This window comes from Marinitoga hydrogenitolerans DSM 16785, from assembly GCF_900129175.1.
Classification (GTDB): Bacteria; Thermotogota; Thermotogae; order Petrotogales; family Petrotogaceae; genus Marinitoga; species Marinitoga hydrogenitolerans.
Genome location: NZ_FQUI01000007.1, coordinates 41,700 through 59,050, shown reverse-complemented (window position 1 = coordinate 59,050; position 17,351 = coordinate 41,700). Strand labels below are relative to the sequence as shown.

The following is a 17,351-nucleotide window of genomic DNA, read 5'->3' as shown; positions in this document are numbered from 1 at the left end:
TTAGTATAACTAACAAAAAACAAGGGGGTATGAAAATGGAATATAGAAGACTTGGAAAAGCAGGTATCAAAGTAAGTGAATTATCTTTTGGTTCATGGTTAACATTTGGAAATCAATTAGATGTTGAAAATGTAAAAGCTTGTATGAGAGAGGCGTTTAATCATGGAGTGAATTTTTTTGATAATGCTGAAGCATATGCAAATGGACTTTCAGAATCATTAATGGGTATGGCTTTAAAAGAATACAGAAGAACAGATTTAGTTATATCAACAAAGATTTTTTGGGGAGGAAATGGTCCGAATGATAGAGGTTTATCAAGAAAACACTTACTCGAGGGAACATGGAATTCATTAAAAAGATTGCAATTAGATTATGTGGATTTGATTTTTTGTCACAGACCAGATCCAGATACACCAATTGAAGAAACAGTTTTAGCTATGGATTATATTATTAGAAATGGTTTGGCTATGTATTGGGGAACATCAGAATGGAGTGCAGAGCAAATAGAGGCAGCGTTTGAAGCAGCAGAAAAATTAAATTGTATTCCGCCGACCATGGAACAACCTCAATACAATATGTTTGTAAGAGAAAAAGTTGAAAAAGAGTTTAAACCTTTATATGAAAAATATGGTTTGGGTTTAACTACATGGAGTCCTTTAGCAAGTGGAATTTTAACAGGAAAATACAACGATGGAATCCCAGAAGATAGTAGATTAGCTAAATTCTCAAGACTGGCAGAAAATATGAAAGAAAAAGGATTATTATCTGATGAAAATATAGAAAAAGTAAGGAAATTGTCAGCAATTGCAAAAGATTTAGATGCAACAATGGCTCAATTAGCATTAGCATGGTTATTAAAAAATCAAAATGTTTCAACAGTTATAACAGGTGCAAGTAGAGTGGAACAGGTCAAAGATAATATGAAGGCAGTTGAAATAAAAGAAAAACTTTCAGATGAAATAATGGAAGAAATTGAAAAAATATTGAATAATAAACCAGAATAATTATAATTATTAAGCAGCTGAGGAATCAGCTGCTTTTTTTAATATACTTGCAAATGTTTTTTAATATTTTATAGTTGACTTAAACCAAAAAAAGAGTTATAATAAAAATGAAATCATTATAAAATTATAACAAATTTCGGAGGTGGTAAAATGGAAAATAGAATTCCATTGATAGGAGAAAAATTCCCAGAATTAGAGGTAGTAACAACTCATGGAAAAATGAAATTGCCAGAAGCATTTAAAGGTAAATGGTTTGTATTATTCAGCCATCCAGCAGATTTTACACCTGTTTGTACAACAGAGTTTGTAGGATTCCAAAAAAGATATGATGAATTTAAAAAATTAAATACTGAATTAATAGGTTTAAGTATTGATCAGGTTTTTTCTCACATCAGTTGGATTAACTGGATTAAAGAGAAATTAGGAGTTGAAATTCAATATCCAGTTATTGCGGATGACAGAGGAAAGGCTGCAGAAAGATTGGGGTTAATTCATGCATCTGCTTCACATACAGTAAGAGCAGTATTTATTGTGGATCCAGAAGGTGTTGTAAGAGCAATTATTTATTATCCACCAGAATTAGGAAGAAACTTAGATGAGATTATTAGAGCTGTTAAAGCTTTGCAATTATCTGATAAATCAAAAGCTGCAATGCCTGCAAATTGGCCAAATAATGAGTTAATAGGAGATAAAGTTATTATTCCACCAGCATCAAATGTAAAATCAGCTCAAGAAAGGTTAAAAAATTATGAAGGTTATGATTGGTGGTTTGTATTTAAGAAAATAGATGATTAATAAAAATTAAAAGCGCTTCATTGTGAAGCGCTTTTTTTTGTTAAAATAAAAATAAGATTTTGTGATATAATAATTATGAGAATTATAAGAAACTTTTTGGAGTTGGAGATGGTAAAATGGAAATAAAGAAATTTTTTGATAGTGTTATAATAACGTTATTTATTATAATTTTATCTATAGGAATATTTTTTACTTATGAGTCTTATAAAAATGAAGAAAGTGAAAAAATAAAAGATTTAAAGAAAGATATGAATATTATATCCAACAGATTGTTTGAACTAGTTGAAAATAAAAAATATATATTGGAAAATATCGATAATCTTATAAGAGAAACAGAGGATATAAAAAAAATAATAAAAACAATTTATGATTTTAATAAATTTGATTTAAAATATGCTTATTTTTCAAGTACAAAAGGGGATTTATATGTATATCCAAAAATAAATATACCGAAAAATTTCAATCCTTTAAATAAAGATTGGTATAAATTGGCTTTAAATAACAAAAAAGTTATAATCAGCCATTCATATGAAACTCCTGAGCAAAAAAAAATAGTTTTTACTTTATCAAAAGTTATAAAAAAAGAGGGAAAAGTTATTGGTGTAGTTGGATTGGATCTGAATAGTGAAAAAATAAATGAAATGTTAAAATCCACAGTACAAGGCAAGTATTATAATTTTTATATTATAAAGAAAAGTAATAGAGAATTATTATTTAATAATACTATGGATAAAAATGAAATAAAAAAAATAGAAATAAAAAAAGAGTTTGATGTTGTGAAATATGATGATAATATATATGCATATAGCGAAATTATACCAGATATTTATATTATTTCTCAGTTTAATATTGATATATTAAAAACAAATGTAATAAAAAGAATGAGTATATTTGTTTTGATATCGATTTTAATTATAGTTATTTTTAGATATGTGTATTATAATTTTTTAATAAAAAATGTAATAAAACCAATATTAGTAATTTCAGAATCAATGAATAATTTTTCTTTAAATATAAAAGAAAAGAAAGTACCATATTTTTCAAATAAATATAAAATTAAAGAAATAAATTTGATTTCTGAAAGTTATGAAAAGTTAATAGGAACAATGATAGCCTCTTTTATGAATTTTGAATTATTAACAGATGAGATAAAAAAGGTATATAATAGATTAAAAAATGTAAATGAGATGTTTTATGAAATAATAAAATTAATAACGATGTTAGATAATGAAGACTTGATGATGGAAGAGTATTTTGAGTCTGTATTAAATTATGTCATTAATCATATAGAAGAAGCAAAATATGGTAGTATATCGATTATAAAAAATGGAAAATGGCAATATATTGCGGCAATAGGGCATAATATTGAAATATTAAAAAATTTAGAAATAGAAATGAATATAGATTTAAAAGGAAATAGAGATACTGTAAATGTTCTTAGTTTTGATGAGATATTTAATTATGATAAAGATATTTTGAATAAAGATGTTGTTGATAAATTAGAATTAGCAACAAAAAAATTCAAATATGCACTAATCTATATAACAGATTTAGAAGGGTGTTCTTTAGTTATATCAGTGGAAACAATACATGAAAAAGGCTTTTCAAAAGACAGTCAGGAAATTTTTAAAGCTTATGTTAATTTAGCTAAAATATTTTTATATAAAAAGTTCGAACTTACTAAAATTGAAAATATATATTTTAATTTTGCAGAAAAATTAGCTTCAATAGCTGAAGGGCATGATGATATTACAGGTAAACATATATATAGAGTTGGAGAAATTTCGGCATTTTTAGCAGAAAAAATGGGATATGATGAAACTTTTGTTGAAAAAATTAGAAAATTTTCCCCTTTACATGATATAGGTAAAATATATGTTCCTTATGAAATTTTAAATAAAAAAGGGAAATTAACAGATGAAGAATTTGAAATAATGAAAAAGCATACATTACATGCAAAAGATTTATTTGCAGATGATAGATACTTTGATATGGCTTTAAATATATCTCTATATCATCATGAAAATTGTGATGGTAGTGGATATCCATATGGATTAAAATGCGAACAAATTCCTATTGAAGCGGCAATTGTAAAAATAGCAGATATATATGATGCATTAAGGGCAAAAAGACCATATAAAGAAAGTCTTTCTCATGAAAAATGTGTTGAAATAATAATTAAAGGAGATAATAGAACAAATCCTGCACATTTTCACAAGGAAATTTTAGAAATATTTAAAAATTATCATAATGAATTAGATAAAATATGGAATGAAATAAATAACAGTGGAGGTGAAAATAGTGGAATTAAAAATTGAAACTGTTGATATTAAATTTCCTTCTGATTGTAATGTTATAATTGGTCAATCGCATTTTATAAAAACTGTAGAGGATATTTATGAAACAATTGTGACAACAGTTCCTGGAATGAAATTTGGAGTTGCTTTTAATGAAGCAAGTGGGCCAAGATTGGTAAGATTTGATGGGAATGATAATGAATTAATAAATATAGCAATAGAAAATGCAAAAAATGTTGGAGCAGGTCATTTTTTCATTTTAATAATAAGGAATGGATATCCAATAAATATTCTTCCTCGATTGAAACAGATTCAAGAGATAGTAAATATTTTTGCAGCAACAGCTAATCCTTTGCAAGTTTTAGTTGCAGAAAGTGATTTAGGAAGAGGTGTTATTGGAGTTGTTGATGGACAACCACCATTAGGAGTTGAAGGAGAAGAAGATAAAAAGAAAAGATATGAATTTTTAAGAAATATAACAGGGTATAAAAGATAAAACCGGGCAAATCCGGTTTTATCTTTTATATTTTTTATAAAAAAATGCCTGGATTTTAATCCAGGTTGTTCTGGTCGGGGAGACCGGAGTCGAACCGGCGACCTTCAAATCCCGAATTTGACACGCTACCATCTGCGCTACTCCCCGAACTAAAAAATATTATATCATAAAAAAATAAATTATGGTATAATTTAAATGAATAAGATAAAATTTTTTTAGACAATGATATTTTGGGGGTGATTATATGAAAAAATTGTTAGTTTATACATGGATTGAAACGTGGAAAAGATTATTTGGTGATGAAAGAATTGATGAAGTTTTAAGCAATAATAATATTGATCCAAAAGAAAAAGGGTCACTTTTAGAGGATTTTGATGAAAATTTATTGGAAAAAATAATAAAAGAGATTGCTGAAAAAAGTAATATTAGAAGGTCAGAAATGATGAGAAAAACAGGGAAAGAAAATATTAAAACATTCCATAAATGGTATCCGTTATTTTTCAAAAAACCATCAGCTCTTGCATTTTTGGCAGCTATGGATACTATTCATATGTTATTAACGAGAAGATTGGGAATTTTGCCCCCAAGAATTATATTTCAGCCAATAACTTCTACACAAGCATATTTAACATATAAATCTAAAAGAGAGTTTTCTGATTATTTTTTGGGTTTAATTGAAGGTGTAGGAGAGCATTTCAATGAAAAAATAGATATTGATATTGTCGATACCGGAAAAGAGGGAGACTTAAATTATTTAAGAGTCAAATTAACAGCAGAAAAAGCTTATGTGAAAATAGAAAAAATGAATGTATTTAAAATTCTTTCATTAGGAATATTTAAATCATTAAAAAGTGTATATTTAGTTATTATGCCATTATTGGTAATATTAATTTCTTGGTTATCTTTTACATATATTCCTAATAACCTTATAGCATCAGTTACAACAGGTATTGTATTTTTCATTTTATCCTATATAGGAATATTGGATTATATCAAAGGACATAAAATTATTCTTGATATATTAGAAAATTATAAAAATAAAAATTTTGACTATCCTGTGAAACTTAAAGGAATTAAAGAAATACAGGAAATAACAGATTCAACTTATGAATTAACTGATGAATTTAGAAAAATTTTGCTCGGTGTTACAGGAGATGTACAAGAAATAGAAGGAGCAGTAAGTACAGTTAATGAGTCTGCGCATAATTTAAAAGATTTAATAGATACAATGCAAGATTTAGCACAACAAGTTGCAGATACATCAATTCAAATTAGTAATGATACAGAAAATGTTTCAGAAGCTGTAAATTCAAATGTTCAAACATTATCTGAAATAGTTGATAAAGAAGGTGAAATGGTAGAATCCTTAAATAATGCAGTAGAGGAAATATTGAAATCTTCTAAAAATGTTGAAAAATCATCAGTAGGAATTTTAGAAATGAGCAATAGATTTAAAGAATTAGTAAACCTTGGAGATAAATTGCAAAAAGAAGCAGAACAAATTAAAGAAATAGCTTCTACAGTAATGAGTATAGCAGAACAAACTAATTTACTAGCATTAAATGCGGCAATAGAAGCAGCAAGAGCTGGTGAAAGTGGGAAGGGATTTGCAGTTGTTGCAGATGAAATAAGAAAATTGGCAGAAGAATCAAAAGAATCAGCAAATAATATATCAGAGTTTTTAGGAACAGTAACTAAAGGAATTAATGAATTAACAGAAAAATTAACAAGTGAATTTGAAGAAATGAAAAATCAGTCAGAAACTTTAAATAAAAGTTCTTTAGAAAATAAAAAATCCAGTGAAGAAATTTCACAAATTGCAGCAGAAATAAGTGATTTAATTGTAAAATTAGAAAATGAAGAGAAAATGTTAGAAAACACAACTCAAAACATAGAAAGTTTATTAGCTATTTCTGAAGAAAGTGCAGCAACAGCAGAAGAAATAAGTGCATCTATACAAAACTTCTTAATTAACACAAAAGAAATTCTTACAGAAGTAGAAAAGATTGGTGGATATATAAATATTTTATATGACAACTTTGAAGGAATAAATATTTAAAAGGGGATGGAAAAATGGAGAATAAATATTTAGTTTATCAATTAGCATCATATCTTGGTACACCTTCATTTTATAACATAATTGGCGAATTAATAAAAAAAGAGACAAATAGTGAAAAAATAGTTATAGTTAGATCAGAAAAAAATAAGTGGATAATTTTAGATTCTAAAGGGTATAATCCCAAAAAGTTAGATTTTGATACTCTTGAAGAGCTAATGATAGAATTAGAAGATGTAAATATACTTAAATTTCCATTTAACACCTATTTATTATTTGACGGTAGCTTTGAAGATAAAATGTTAATTAGAATTTTAAATATGGTATTTGATAAAGAGGAAGAAATATATGAAAAATATAGACTTGAAATGGTTGTTGATAGGCTATCTTACCAATTGTCCGGTATAGAAAGTATTGTTAAATTGTTGTCAAAAAAAATGGATGAAAAAGACTTTATGGATACATTATTAGGAAGTATATCAGAAATATTCTTTTCAACAGTAGGATTATATTCTCAGGATAAGAAATTATTGAAAAAATTTGGAAAATTAAGTTTGCCAGATGAAATAGAATTATTTGAAGGAATGAATGAAGGATTAATAAACGGAAAAAGTTATAATATTTTTAATTTTACAGATGAGGAAAAAGCTTATTATGAAGTTTTTAACATTAAATATATTACACCGTATTCAAAAAATGGTGAACTAAAATATATTCTAGTTATTTCCAGAGATACTGTAATTGAAAAAGAAGAATCAGATGTTTTTGAAACTGTACAAAAAATAACAAGATTTTTCTTTGAAGAGAATGCAATATAAACATAATATAAAAAAGCATTAAAAATTTATAGAAAGAGAATAAATCATAAAATAAAAAGGGCTTTAAAGCCCTTTTTATTTTATGATCTTGGTTGTACAACAAATTTAATAGCTGTTCTTTCTTCACTTTCAATTTTAACATCAACAAATGCTGGAATACATACTAAATCAACACCACTTGGTGCAACATAACCTCTTGCAATAGCAATAGCTTTAACAGCTTGGTTAACTGCACCAGCACCAATAGCCTGAATTTCAGCTTTCCCCTTTTCCCTAATAATTGCAGCTAATGCGCCAGCGATAGCGATAGGTTTTGAATTTGCAGCAACTTTCAATACTTCTACCTCTGCCATAAATCTTACCTCCCTTTTTTTACTACTATTTCTACATGTATTAGTGGAATTGGCGCACCTGGAGGGATTTGAACCCCCAACCTGCGGATCCGAAGTCCGACGCTCTATCCAATTGAGCTACAGGTGCGTCTCAAAATATATTATACTGTAAAATTGCAATTTAATCAAGAGGGTAGAAGAATTTTCCTAATAAAAAAAGAAAATTATAAAAAAGTAATAAAGTTTTTAAGATAATTTTGATATAATAAATGTGGGTGATAATATGATAAAGGTTCTTTTAATTTCAGATATTCATATTCCAACAAGAAGTAGATATGAATATTTAGAGAAAATAAATTATTCCAATTACGACTATATTTTAGCAACTGGAGATTTTGTTGAAGAAGATGTAATTTTTTATTTTAAAGCACAAAAACCTATTTTCTACGGTGTTTTTGGAAATGTTGATTATTATGATGTAAAATACACTTTACCAGAAAAAAGAATAATAAAATTAGGCAATTATAATATTGGAATGATACATGGCCATCAGGCAGGTTGGGGTGATCCAACGAAGTTAATTAAAAGATTTCAAAATATAGATATTTTAGTATATGGTCATTCTCATAGAAAAGACGATAAAAATATAAATGGTATTCGATGTATTAATCCAGGAGCATTTTGTGAAGGAAGTTATGCAGAATTAGAGATAAGGGGTGATGAAATATTATTAATGTGGATGCAAGTTTAAACTTAAAAATTGAACAAATAAAGACAGAAATAAAAAACATTGTGAAAGACGAAATATTATATGTAGCTTTTTCTGGTGGTATGGATAGTACAGTGGCAGCTTTTTTGGCAAAAGAAGCTTTAGGTCCAGAAAAGGTAAAACTTGTAAATGTATTATTTGGCCCATTTACATATTCAAAAAGTGTAGAATCCGTTTTAAAAACAGCAGAAGAATTAGGGCTTGAAATAGAATTTGCAGACAAACATAAAGCGCAGCATAAAATTATGATCCACGGTCCAAATTGTAATCAATGTACAAAACAATTAAAAATGTCAGGAGTAAAGGATATAGCAAAAAATAATCTAGTAGCAACAGGAGCTAATCAGTCTGATTCATGGGGAAAAACATGCATAAAGGTTATGAACAATCTATATTCACCTATTATAGGATTAACCAAAGAAGAATTAAGAGCGATAGTTAAAAAATATAATTTAAATATAAGAAGAGTAGGTGAAAATGCTCACAGAGAGGGCTGCAAACTAAAGCATTTATTAAAATTATTGGTAAATATGGATTATCATGGAAGAGCTGTTTCATTTGCAAATGAGATAATTCACGATATTTTAGATAGATATGAATATAAACGAGAAATAGCAAATGTAAAAATAATAGGACCTTTATCAAAAAATATAGCTTTAATAAATATAAAGCCACATCCTCCAAAAGAGATATATGATGAAATTGTTGAAATATTAAAAGATGAAAAGAGTATAGATGAGGTTTATATTATAAATAAACCAATAGAGCTAACTATTAGTGCAAATCCTGGAATATTTGGAAATGAAGAATCGAGATATTGGATAGAAAAAGGAAGATTACAACCAGAATTTGCTGCACCTATAAAAGTAATATGGAAAAAATCAAGAAATGAAAGATTGTCAACTTTTCATGCTGTAGATTTTCAGTTTATAGAGGAGTGATATTTTGAATTATTTATTGCCAATTATTTCAGGGGTGTTGACAGGACTGGCAATGCCAGGAAATCTTTTTTCATTTTTAATTTGGTTTTCAGTAGCTCCATTTTTATATTCATTTTCAAAATCTAAAGGAACCTTTGAAAGATTATTTAAAGTTTTTCTTTATTCATATTCTTTAATGTTTTCCACATTATGGTGGGAAATACCTGTATTATCAAAAAACATACCAGAGGTAATAAATTCATTTCCAGGATATATAGGATTTTTTTCATTTTTATTGATGATATTAATATTAACCCTACCATATTATATAATCTGGTTTTTAGGGGAATTATATTTTAGAAAATCAAGAGTAATAAATTTTAAATCCATAACATTATTTTCTGTTTTTTCATATGCTGCAGCAGAGGTGTTAAAACAATTTGGTGATTTTGCTTTTACTGGTGGGAATCTTTCAGATGCATTATATTTGCATACAGGTTTTTTACAAATTCTACCATTTACAGGGACAATAGGTTTAACAATATTAATTCTTTTAGTTAATTCCTTTATTGCGTTTGTTCGTGAAAGAGAAAGATTAAAATATGCTATTATTATAATAGGATCATTATATGTAATAAATTTTGCAATTTCAGAAAAACTACCATTAATAAAAATGAATGAAAATGCTGTAAAAATAAGTGTTTTTCAGACAAATGTTCCACAGGAAGTAAAATATTCAGATAATATGTGGAATTCATATGTTGAAATATCAAATTATTTGCAGGAAAATAATGATAAAACAGATTTGTTAATTTTACCAGAAGCAATATTTATAAAAGATATTAGAGAATCAGAAATATTTAGAATAATTCAAGAAGCTGTAAAAATATCGAATAAAAATTGGATAATAGGATTTCCAATATATAATTCAGAGAAAAAAGAGTTTTATAATAGTGCATTATATCTAAATAAAAGTGGAGAAATAGAAAATATATATAACAAAATAAAATTGATGCCATTTGCGGAATTTTTGCCATATGAAAATATATTTAGAATATTTTCTTTCTTTAAGTTAGTTAATTATTATACACCAGGTAGTGATTATTCGGTTTTAAATTTAAAAGATAAAAAATTTAGTGTTCAAATATGTTTTGAAACATATTTTCCTGAAGTATCGAGAAATTTTGTAAAAAATGGGGCGCAGTTCTTAATTGCAATATCAAATGATGGCTGGTTTAGTCATAAAACAGCATTACTTCAACATTTTTCAAAAAGTGTTTTAAGAGCAGCAGAAAATAGAAGAACATTTATTCAGGTTTCTAACACTGGAATCACAGGTATAGTAGATAAATATGGAAGAATAGTTGAAACATTACCTATAAAAACATATTCGAGTGCAAATTTCAATGTTCCAATTGAAAGTAAAGAAACATTTTATACAAAATATGCAAATATTATAATTATTATAATATTAATATTAGCTATGCTCTTTAGTTTGATTTAGATATTTTTTTAATATTAGAAATGAGACAAAAAAAGGAGGGGTGGATATGAAAATAAAGTGGTTTGGACATTCTTGTTTTGGGATTGAGTATTTGAATATAAAGATATTAACTGATCCGTTTGATGAAACTGTTGGTTATCCTTTACCAGATTATAGTCCAGATATAATAACTGAGAGTCACCAACATTTTGATCACAATGCACATCATTTGATTAGAGGTAAATATATATTAATAAACACACCAGGAAAACATTTATCAAAAGGTGTAAAAATTACAGGATTAAAAACATATCATGATAAGTCTTATGGTCATGAAAGAGGAGAAAATATTATTTTTAAAATGAAATTTTCAGATGGATTAACCTTAGCTCATTGTGGAGATTTAGGCGATATACCAGATGAAAAAGTTTTAAATGAATTAAAAGACATAGATATATTAATGATTCCTGTTGGAGGATATTATACTATAGATGCAAATGAAGCAAAAGATATTGTTAACAAAGTAAAACCAAAATTAATTATTCCAATGCATTTTAAAACAAAATATATAAATTTTCCAATTAGTTCAGTAGAAAATTTTTTAAATTTGATGATGAGTTCAGTTACAAATGCTGGAAAAGACTATGTATTAAGCAAAGAACAATTAAATGCAACAGAATCGAAAATATTATTGTTTGACCTTTGAGGTGAGAAATGAAAAAAATATTATATTTATTACTAATAATATTATTACTATTGGCTTCTTGTATAACTCAAAATGATAATTCAGAAAAATCTGTAATATCTTTTTATTTAACAGATGCACCAGATGAAAATATATCAAAAGCAGAAATAAATATAAAAGAAATAAATTTATCTTCAGATGCTACAAAAATAATTTTACTTAGAAACGAAAATATAAATTTTTTAACATTATCAGGAACATTACTAATAATGAAAAGAATTGAAGTAATAGATGAAAATCTATTAAAAAATTCAAAAATAAACATTACTTTGGATTCTACAATAGATATTGGAAGTAAAAAAATTACTATAACTTCAACAGAAATAACCTTAAAATTAGATACATCAGAATTTTATCCTGGTAGAGATTATAATGTAATAGTCGATCTTGATTTAGGAACATCGTTAAGTGGAGACACAAATTTTACACCTAATTTTAGATTATGGATGATAGCTGATTCAAACGCCGATTATAAAAATGTATCAGGATATGTTTTCGATGATATTCAAAGTCAAACACCAAAGCCTCATAGAACTGTTTTAATAACCGATACAAATTATTCTACAATACTTTATTCAACGCTTTCTAATTCAAATGGAGAATATAGGTTTAATAAAATAAAATTGGATTTAACAAAAAATTATAAAATAGCTGTAGCTTATTCAGGTATAAATATAGATAGCAATTCTTTAGATTTTTCTTCTTATATAATTACAGATAGTGCAACAACTTTAGATACTAATAAAGAGGAAATAAATTTATATATAGGAGAAGGACAATAAAAAACATTGTTGCAAGGGGGAATGCAAGTGAAAACATTAAAGAACGTAATAGAAAAAGCAAAAACTGTTAGCAAAAAAAGGGTAGTAGTTGTTGGTGCTGAAGATAAAGAAGCATTAAAAGCAGTATCCGCAGCATATGATGAAGGTTTTATTGAACCAGTTTTAGTGGGAAAAAAAGAAGTTATAGAAGAAAATTTAAAAGAATTAGGAAGAGAATTCGATATTATAGATACACGAACCGAAGAAGCAGCAGCAGAACAGGGTGTAAGATTGGTTTCATCAGGTGCTGCAGATATTGTGATGAAGGGTTTAATAAAAACATCAAAACTTTTGAAAGCAGTTTTGAATAAAGAGTGGGGATTAAGAACAGGAAGTGTATTAAGTCATGTAGCCTTGATAGAAACAGCAGCATTGGATTCATTAAAAATAGTAACAGATGGAGGAATGATAATAAAGCCAACATTGGATCAAAAAGTGGCAATAATTAAAAATGCAGTAGAATTATCACATTCTATGGGAATAGAGAACCCAAAAGTGGCATTATTAGCTGCAGTAGAAGTTGTAAATCCTGATATGCCAGAAACTCTTGAAGCAGCAATAATTACTCAAATGAATAAAAGAGGACAAATAAAAGACTGTACAATAGACGGACCTTTGGCATTGGATAATGCTTTAAGCGAAATGGCAGCAAAAATAAAAAAGATAAATAGTGAAGTAGCTGGTCATGCTGATATTTTAGTAGTACCAGATATTCATGCGGGTAATGTTTTAGGAAAATCAGCAGTATATCTTGCAAATGGAAAAATTGCCGGGTTAGTTTTAGGTGCAAAAGCTCCAATAGTTATTGTTTCAAGGGCAGATACAGCTGAATCAAAATTAGCTTCATTAGCTTTAGCAGTATTAAAAGCAGAAAAATAAAAAAAGATTAAACTCCTCTGATTTTTCAGGGGAGTTTTTATTATGTTATAATAGAAATATCAGAGATAAAAATAAAAAAGGGATGTGAGAGCATAAAAAAAACATTAGTAATATTAGCGATACTGTTAAGTATTAACATTTTTTCAAAAACACTATTAGTCCTTGGTGGTGGGGGAGCAGCAGGTGCTTATGAAATAGGTGTTTTAAAATATATGGTAGAGAATAATATTGAAGTAGAGGGTGTTTATGGAGTTTCGGTAGGCGCATTAAATGGTGCTGGATATGTTATGGGAAAATTGAGCGAAATTGAAAAACTCTGGAAAAATATTGATGATAAAGACATTTTTGACCTTGATACAAAAAATCATCATTATAAATTAAAACCATTTATTTTTGACCCTTCACCATTGTATAATTTTTTAAATGAAATTATATCGGAGGAATTAATTTTAAATTCCAAATACGATTATGGAATATTAACCTTTAATATAACTGACTTTAAACCAGTCTTTATTCGAAAAGAAGAAATGAAAGGAAAAATGGTTGATTATATATTCGCAAGTGCAAGTTATCCTTTATTTGGTGCAATAGAGATAGATGGAAAAAAATATACAGATGGCGGTGTTTTCTCAAACACATATCCAGCATTTTTAGCAGATAAATATGGTTATAATAAAGTAATTGCTGTTTTTCCTGTAATAGATACACCAACAGATTTTATATTATATGCCATATTAAAAACAAAAAAAAATATATTGATAATAAGACCCTCAGACTCTGTTCCATTTCCACTTAATTTTTCTCCAAATTATTCAGAAATTTTAATAGAAATGGGATATGAAGATGCAAAAGTTATTTCCAGCTTTTTTTAATATCTTCTACTAATTTTCTTGCAGTAGGAGTAGCAGCTATTCCTCCATTACCTGTTTCTCGTAAATCTTCATGCATCATTTTTCCTACTCTATACATTGCATCAACAACCTCATCAAAAGGAATTACACTTTCAATGCCAGATAATGCCATTTCTGATGTGGATATAGCAATATTAGCGGCTGATGCGTTTCTTTTAACACAAGGTACCTCTACAAATCCACCAACTGGATCGCAAACAAGCCCCATTAATGATTTTAATGCTAATGAAGCAGCATGACCACATTTTTCGGCATCTTTGGAAAAATAATAGGTTAATGCTGCAGAAGCCATTGCAGTAGCTGTCCCTATCTCAGCCTGACATCCGCCAGCTGCACCAGATATTGTAGCTTTTTTAGCTATTATATTTCCAATAGCTCCTGCAATTATAAAAGCAGAAAGGAGTTCTTCAAAATTTGCATTATAAACCTTTTTTAAAGCATATAATATAGCTGGGACAATTCCACAAGCACCTGCAGTAGGGCAAGCAACAATTCTACCCATGGATGCGTTATTTTCTGCTGTTGAAAGAGCAGTGATTGTTGCTACATAATTGAATTCGCTTAGCATTTTTGGTGTGTGTTTAAGGAACTTTTCAGCATTATTACCTGTTAGTCCGGTTAAACTTTCGTGTTTTTTTCCATAATTTTGATCCGCTTCAGTAAGCATGACTTCTACTAATTTTCTCATATTATTTTTTATAATAACAGGATCCATCCCAGTTTCAATCATTTCTTCAGTCAAAATTATTTCATCAAAAGGTATTTTTGTTTCTTTCCACATTTCTAATATATGATTAAATTTCATCTTTATCACTTCCAACATAAAAATATTTTATTACACATTCTAATTTTTCTAATTCATTTAAATTAATGGGTTTTTCATCTAATTCCAAAATAGTTAAAGATTTCCCTTCTATAATATTTGTTCTTTTTAAATACAGATTGGCAACGTTGACATGTATTATTTTTAGAATATTTTCCAAAGCTCCTTTTATATCTTTATTAACGATTATTAATGTATTATAATCTCCTGAGAGATCACAATCAACACCGTTTATTTTGGTTATTTTTATTGCGCCACCGCCAACAGATGCTCCCTGTATTTCATTTATTTTTTTATCTTTAAACATTCTTATTAGAACAGTGTTAGGATGAACGTCACCAAGATCAGATTCAATAAACGAATATTTTAAATTTTGTTTTTTTGCAAGGTTATAGGCATTTTTTATTTCATAATCATATTCCCGTAATCCTAAAATACCAGCAATTAAGGCTCTATCTGTTCCGTGACCCAAATATGTTTTTGCAAAAGAACCATGTAGATAATATTCAACCTTTTCGGGTTTTTCACCAAACAATTTATAAGCGAATCTTGCAATCTTTAATGCACCGAGTGTGTGTGAACTAGATGGACCAACCATTACAGGACCAACAACATCTAACATAGACATAATAAGATCACCTCAATATATGTTTTACTAATTATATCATATTAATTTTAAATAATTATTAGATAATGAAGTTAGAGAAATAAAGATGTAATTATAAAAAAGTTGCAATCTTTATAAAAAAAATATATAATATAGATGATAACAAATATTTATTTTTTGTAAAGAAGTGATATTTATGGAATTTTATTCTGAAATACCATTTAAAACAATTGAAGAGAATTTATTAACATTATTTGATGATATATTATTAAAAACAAATTCGTATTCTGGGTCTATGTTTGTTTTTAATCATAATAAAAAAGTTATTTTTAAAAGCTTAAAAAATATCAATATTCATATAGAATCTTTGGATATTGGAATAATAGATAAGTGGGCTTTAAAAAATAAAAATCTTATTCATTTGTCAGATATAAAAAAAATATCAGGATTAAAAGATCACCTAAAAAGAGGTATTAAAGACGCAATAATATTTCCAATATATCTTAATGGAGAGTTGTTGAGTATTATTAATTTAAATAAAAAAGATTCTTTTTATGAGACTAAAGAGATTGAAATACTAAAAAATCATAAAAAATTGTTGATGTCAACCATATCAAATATATTTTATATAAAAAAGATAGCGTCTCAAAAAACTTTTTTTGAAAATCAAACTAAATTAATAAGTTTAATACTAAATATTTTTGAAAAAACAAAAACCCAGGAAAGATTTATAGAACATTTAATTGAAAATCTGAGAAAAGAATTTCATATTGATATTTATATTAAAAGAACGAAAGAAAAGGGAAAATATTCGATAAAAGTAAATGATGAATATTATAATATAGAAATAAAATATACAGATGAATTAAATGTTTTAGATTTTTTTGAAGAAAAAAGACAGGTAGATATAACAGAATATATTAATATACTTATGTTCGTAGAAAAACTATTAAGGTTAAAGAAATTAGAAGAAATAGATAAAAAGATAGAAAAGATTTTAAAAGAGTCCAGAGAAGATTTAATGCTTAGGTTTACATCCTGGAAAGTCTTCCAAGAAATAAACAGTGCTCTTTCTAGCATATACTTATCCCTTTATACAATTGATGATAATTGCAAAAATGAACTTTCCGAAATTATTCCTTCACTTGATAGAATAAAAAATTCCATTACTGCATATAAAAAAGAATTTATAAAAACAGAGATCTCTAAGATCTCATTAAGTAAATTTATGAAAGAAATAATTGATAAATTAAGAATTTTAAATTTTAAAATGGAAAAAAATGTTAAGGAAGATATAGAATTATATATAGATAAAAAAATTTTTGAAAACACATTGATATCTTTTATTGTTGAAATTTTTAAAATACTACATTTTCAAAAATATACAGAAGAAATAATAATTAAAATATATAAAAAAGATGAGAGATGTGGCGTTATAGAAATTTTTTTAAAAAATATAATAATTCAAGAAAAAGATATTGATATTAATATTATCAAACAAACTCTGGATAATTTTCATATGAAATTAAAAATTGAAAATACAAAAAATACGATATTTAAAATTTTTATACCTATAAAATAATTTGGGGTGAAAC

17 protein-coding genes and 2 tRNA genes are annotated in these 17,351 nt (G+C 26.9%); 14 read left to right on the top strand and 5 right to left on the bottom strand.

Annotated elements, in window-relative coordinates; all coding sequences use genetic code 11:
• Positions 1-35: 35 nt before the first annotated feature.
• From BUA62_RS03565 to BUA62_RS03550, 4 genes are all read left to right on the top strand, one after another.
• Positions 36-1,004 carry a potassium channel beta subunit family protein gene (locus BUA62_RS03565; protein ID WP_072863518.1) on the top strand — a complete coding sequence of 323 codons (969 nt, stop codon included), beginning with the start codon at positions 36-38 and terminating at the stop codon, positions 1,002-1,004.
• 150 nt (positions 1,005-1,154) lie between these two features.
• On the top strand, positions 1,155-1,799 hold the full coding sequence (locus tag BUA62_RS03560) for a peroxiredoxin (RefSeq protein WP_072863516.1): 645 nt from the start codon (positions 1,155-1,157) through the stop codon (positions 1,797-1,799).
• Positions 1,800-1,915: 116 nt separating this feature from the next.
• Positions 1,916-4,117 carry an HD domain-containing phosphohydrolase gene (locus BUA62_RS03555; protein WP_072863514.1) on the top strand — a complete coding sequence of 734 codons (2,202 nt, stop codon included), beginning with the start codon at positions 1,916-1,918 and terminating at the stop codon, positions 4,115-4,117.
• Positions 4,101-4,592 carry an adenosine-specific kinase gene (locus tag BUA62_RS03550; protein ID WP_072863512.1) on the top strand — a complete coding sequence of 164 codons (492 nt, stop codon included), beginning with the start codon at positions 4,101-4,103 and terminating at the stop codon, positions 4,590-4,592. Before BUA62_RS03555 ends, BUA62_RS03550 begins: the two co-directional genes overlap by 17 nt.
• Before the next feature lie 71 nt (positions 4,593-4,663).
• Here the strand turns inward: BUA62_RS03550 and BUA62_RS03545 are convergent.
• A tRNA-Pro gene (locus tag BUA62_RS03545) sits at positions 4,664-4,739 on the bottom strand.
• Between the two features lie 97 nt (positions 4,740-4,836).
• On the opposite strand from BUA62_RS03545, the gene BUA62_RS03540 reads away from it, so the two are divergent.
• Both BUA62_RS03540 and BUA62_RS03535 read left to right on the top strand, forming a co-directional pair.
• On the top strand, positions 4,837-6,651 hold the full coding sequence (locus BUA62_RS03540) for a heme NO-binding domain-containing protein (protein WP_072863510.1): 1,815 nt from the start codon (positions 4,837-4,839) through the stop codon (positions 6,649-6,651).
• 14 nt (positions 6,652-6,665) lie between these two features.
• Entirely contained in the window at positions 6,666-7,466 is an 801-nt protein-coding gene (locus tag BUA62_RS03535) for a hypothetical protein (RefSeq protein WP_072863508.1), read from the top strand.
• Positions 7,467-7,546: 80 nt separating this feature from the next.
• On the opposite strand, the gene BUA62_RS03530 is transcribed toward BUA62_RS03535, so the two are convergent.
• Entirely contained in the window at positions 7,547-7,819 is a 273-nt protein-coding gene (locus BUA62_RS03530; protein WP_072863506.1) for a stage V sporulation protein S, read from the bottom strand.
• A gap of 50 nt (positions 7,820-7,869) precedes the next feature.
• Positions 7,870-7,946: transfer RNA gene (locus tag BUA62_RS03525), tRNA-Arg, on the bottom strand.
• Between the two features lie 135 nt (positions 7,947-8,081).
• On the opposite strand from BUA62_RS03525, the gene BUA62_RS03520 reads away from it, so the two are divergent.
• Genes BUA62_RS03520 through BUA62_RS03490 form a run of 7 tightly spaced genes read left to right on the top strand, consistent with a single transcriptional unit; the run spans position 8,082 to position 14,287 of the window.
• Entirely contained in the window at positions 8,082-8,549 is a 468-nt protein-coding gene (locus BUA62_RS03520) for a metallophosphoesterase family protein (RefSeq protein WP_072863504.1), read from the top strand.
• Entirely contained in the window at positions 8,534-9,508 is a 975-nt protein-coding gene (locus BUA62_RS03515) for an adenine nucleotide alpha-hydrolase family protein (RefSeq protein WP_200782304.1), read from the top strand. The genes BUA62_RS03520 and BUA62_RS03515 overlap by 16 nt, the downstream gene beginning before the upstream one ends.
• A 4-nt stretch (positions 9,509-9,512) precedes the next feature.
• Complete coding sequence (gene lnt, locus BUA62_RS03510) at positions 9,513-10,991, top strand: apolipoprotein N-acyltransferase (protein WP_084670679.1); 1,479 nt, start codon at positions 9,513-9,515, stop codon at positions 10,989-10,991.
• Positions 10,992-11,037: 46 nt separating this feature from the next.
• On the top strand, positions 11,038-11,676 hold the full coding sequence (locus BUA62_RS03505; RefSeq protein ID WP_072863502.1) for an MBL fold metallo-hydrolase: 639 nt from the start codon (positions 11,038-11,040) through the stop codon (positions 11,674-11,676).
• Between the two features lie 8 nt (positions 11,677-11,684).
• Complete coding sequence (locus BUA62_RS03500; RefSeq protein ID WP_072863500.1) at positions 11,685-12,497, top strand: carboxypeptidase-like regulatory domain-containing protein; 813 nt, start codon at positions 11,685-11,687, stop codon at positions 12,495-12,497.
• Between the two features lie 27 nt (positions 12,498-12,524).
• A complete protein-coding gene (locus BUA62_RS03495) occupies positions 12,525-13,415 on the top strand; it encodes a bifunctional enoyl-CoA hydratase/phosphate acetyltransferase (RefSeq protein ID WP_200782301.1) in 891 nt (296 codons plus the stop codon).
• Positions 13,416-13,432: 17 nt separating this feature from the next.
• Positions 13,433-14,287 carry a patatin-like phospholipase family protein gene (locus BUA62_RS03490; RefSeq protein WP_084670678.1) on the top strand — a complete coding sequence of 285 codons (855 nt, stop codon included), beginning with the start codon at positions 13,433-13,435 and terminating at the stop codon, positions 14,285-14,287.
• On the opposite strand, the gene sdaAA is transcribed toward BUA62_RS03490, so the two are convergent.
• Positions 14,268-15,131, bottom strand: a complete 864-nt coding sequence (gene sdaAA / locus BUA62_RS03485) for an L-serine ammonia-lyase, iron-sulfur-dependent, subunit alpha (protein ID WP_072863494.1) — start codon at positions 15,129-15,131, stop codon at positions 14,268-14,270. The genes BUA62_RS03490 and sdaAA overlap by 20 nt on opposite strands.
• Positions 15,121-15,777 (bottom strand): L-serine ammonia-lyase, iron-sulfur-dependent subunit beta, encoded by a 657-nt coding sequence (sdaAB, locus tag BUA62_RS03480; protein WP_072863492.1) that lies wholly within the window; start codon positions 15,775-15,777, stop codon positions 15,121-15,123. Before sdaAB ends, sdaAA begins: the two co-directional genes overlap by 11 nt.
• Before the next feature lie 175 nt (positions 15,778-15,952).
• Between sdaAB and BUA62_RS03475 the strand changes: the two genes are divergently transcribed.
• Complete coding sequence (locus tag BUA62_RS03475; RefSeq protein ID WP_072863490.1) at positions 15,953-17,338, top strand: hypothetical protein; 1,386 nt, start codon at positions 15,953-15,955, stop codon at positions 17,336-17,338.
• Positions 17,339-17,351: the final 13 nt, after the last annotated feature.

Bases quoted from the DNA above. Each gene is read 5' to 3' on its own strand.
- BUA62_RS03535 (WP_072863508.1), top strand. From the start codon at position 6,666: ATGGAGAATAAATATTTAGTTTATCAATTAGCATCATATCTTGGTACA.
- BUA62_RS03475 (WP_072863490.1), top strand. From the start codon at position 15,953: ATGGAATTTTATTCTGAAATACCATTTAAAACAATTGAAGAGAATTTA.
- sdaAB (WP_072863492.1), bottom strand. From the start codon at position 15,777: ATGTCTATGTTAGATGTTGTTGGTCCTGTAATGGTTGGTCCATCTAGT.
- BUA62_RS03530 (WP_072863506.1), bottom strand. From the start codon at position 7,819: ATGGCAGAGGTAGAAGTATTGAAAGTTGCTGCAAATTCAAAACCTATC.
- BUA62_RS03565 (WP_072863518.1), top strand. From the start codon at position 36: ATGGAATATAGAAGACTTGGAAAAGCAGGTATCAAAGTAAGTGAATTA.
- BUA62_RS03560 (WP_072863516.1), top strand. From the start codon at position 1,155: ATGGAAAATAGAATTCCATTGATAGGAGAAAAATTCCCAGAATTAGAG.
- BUA62_RS03520 (WP_072863504.1), top strand. From the start codon at position 8,082: ATGATAAAGGTTCTTTTAATTTCAGATATTCATATTCCAACAAGAAGT.
- sdaAA (WP_072863494.1), bottom strand. From the start codon at position 15,131: ATGAAATTTAATCATATATTAGAAATGTGGAAAGAAACAAAAATACCT.
- BUA62_RS03555 (WP_072863514.1), top strand. From the start codon at position 1,916: ATGGAAATAAAGAAATTTTTTGATAGTGTTATAATAACGTTATTTATT.
- BUA62_RS03500 (WP_072863500.1), top strand. From the start codon at position 11,685: ATGAAAAAAATATTATATTTATTACTAATAATATTATTACTATTGGCT.
- BUA62_RS03540 (WP_072863510.1), top strand. From the start codon at position 4,837: ATGAAAAAATTGTTAGTTTATACATGGATTGAAACGTGGAAAAGATTA.
- BUA62_RS03505 (WP_072863502.1), top strand. From the start codon at position 11,038: ATGAAAATAAAGTGGTTTGGACATTCTTGTTTTGGGATTGAGTATTTG.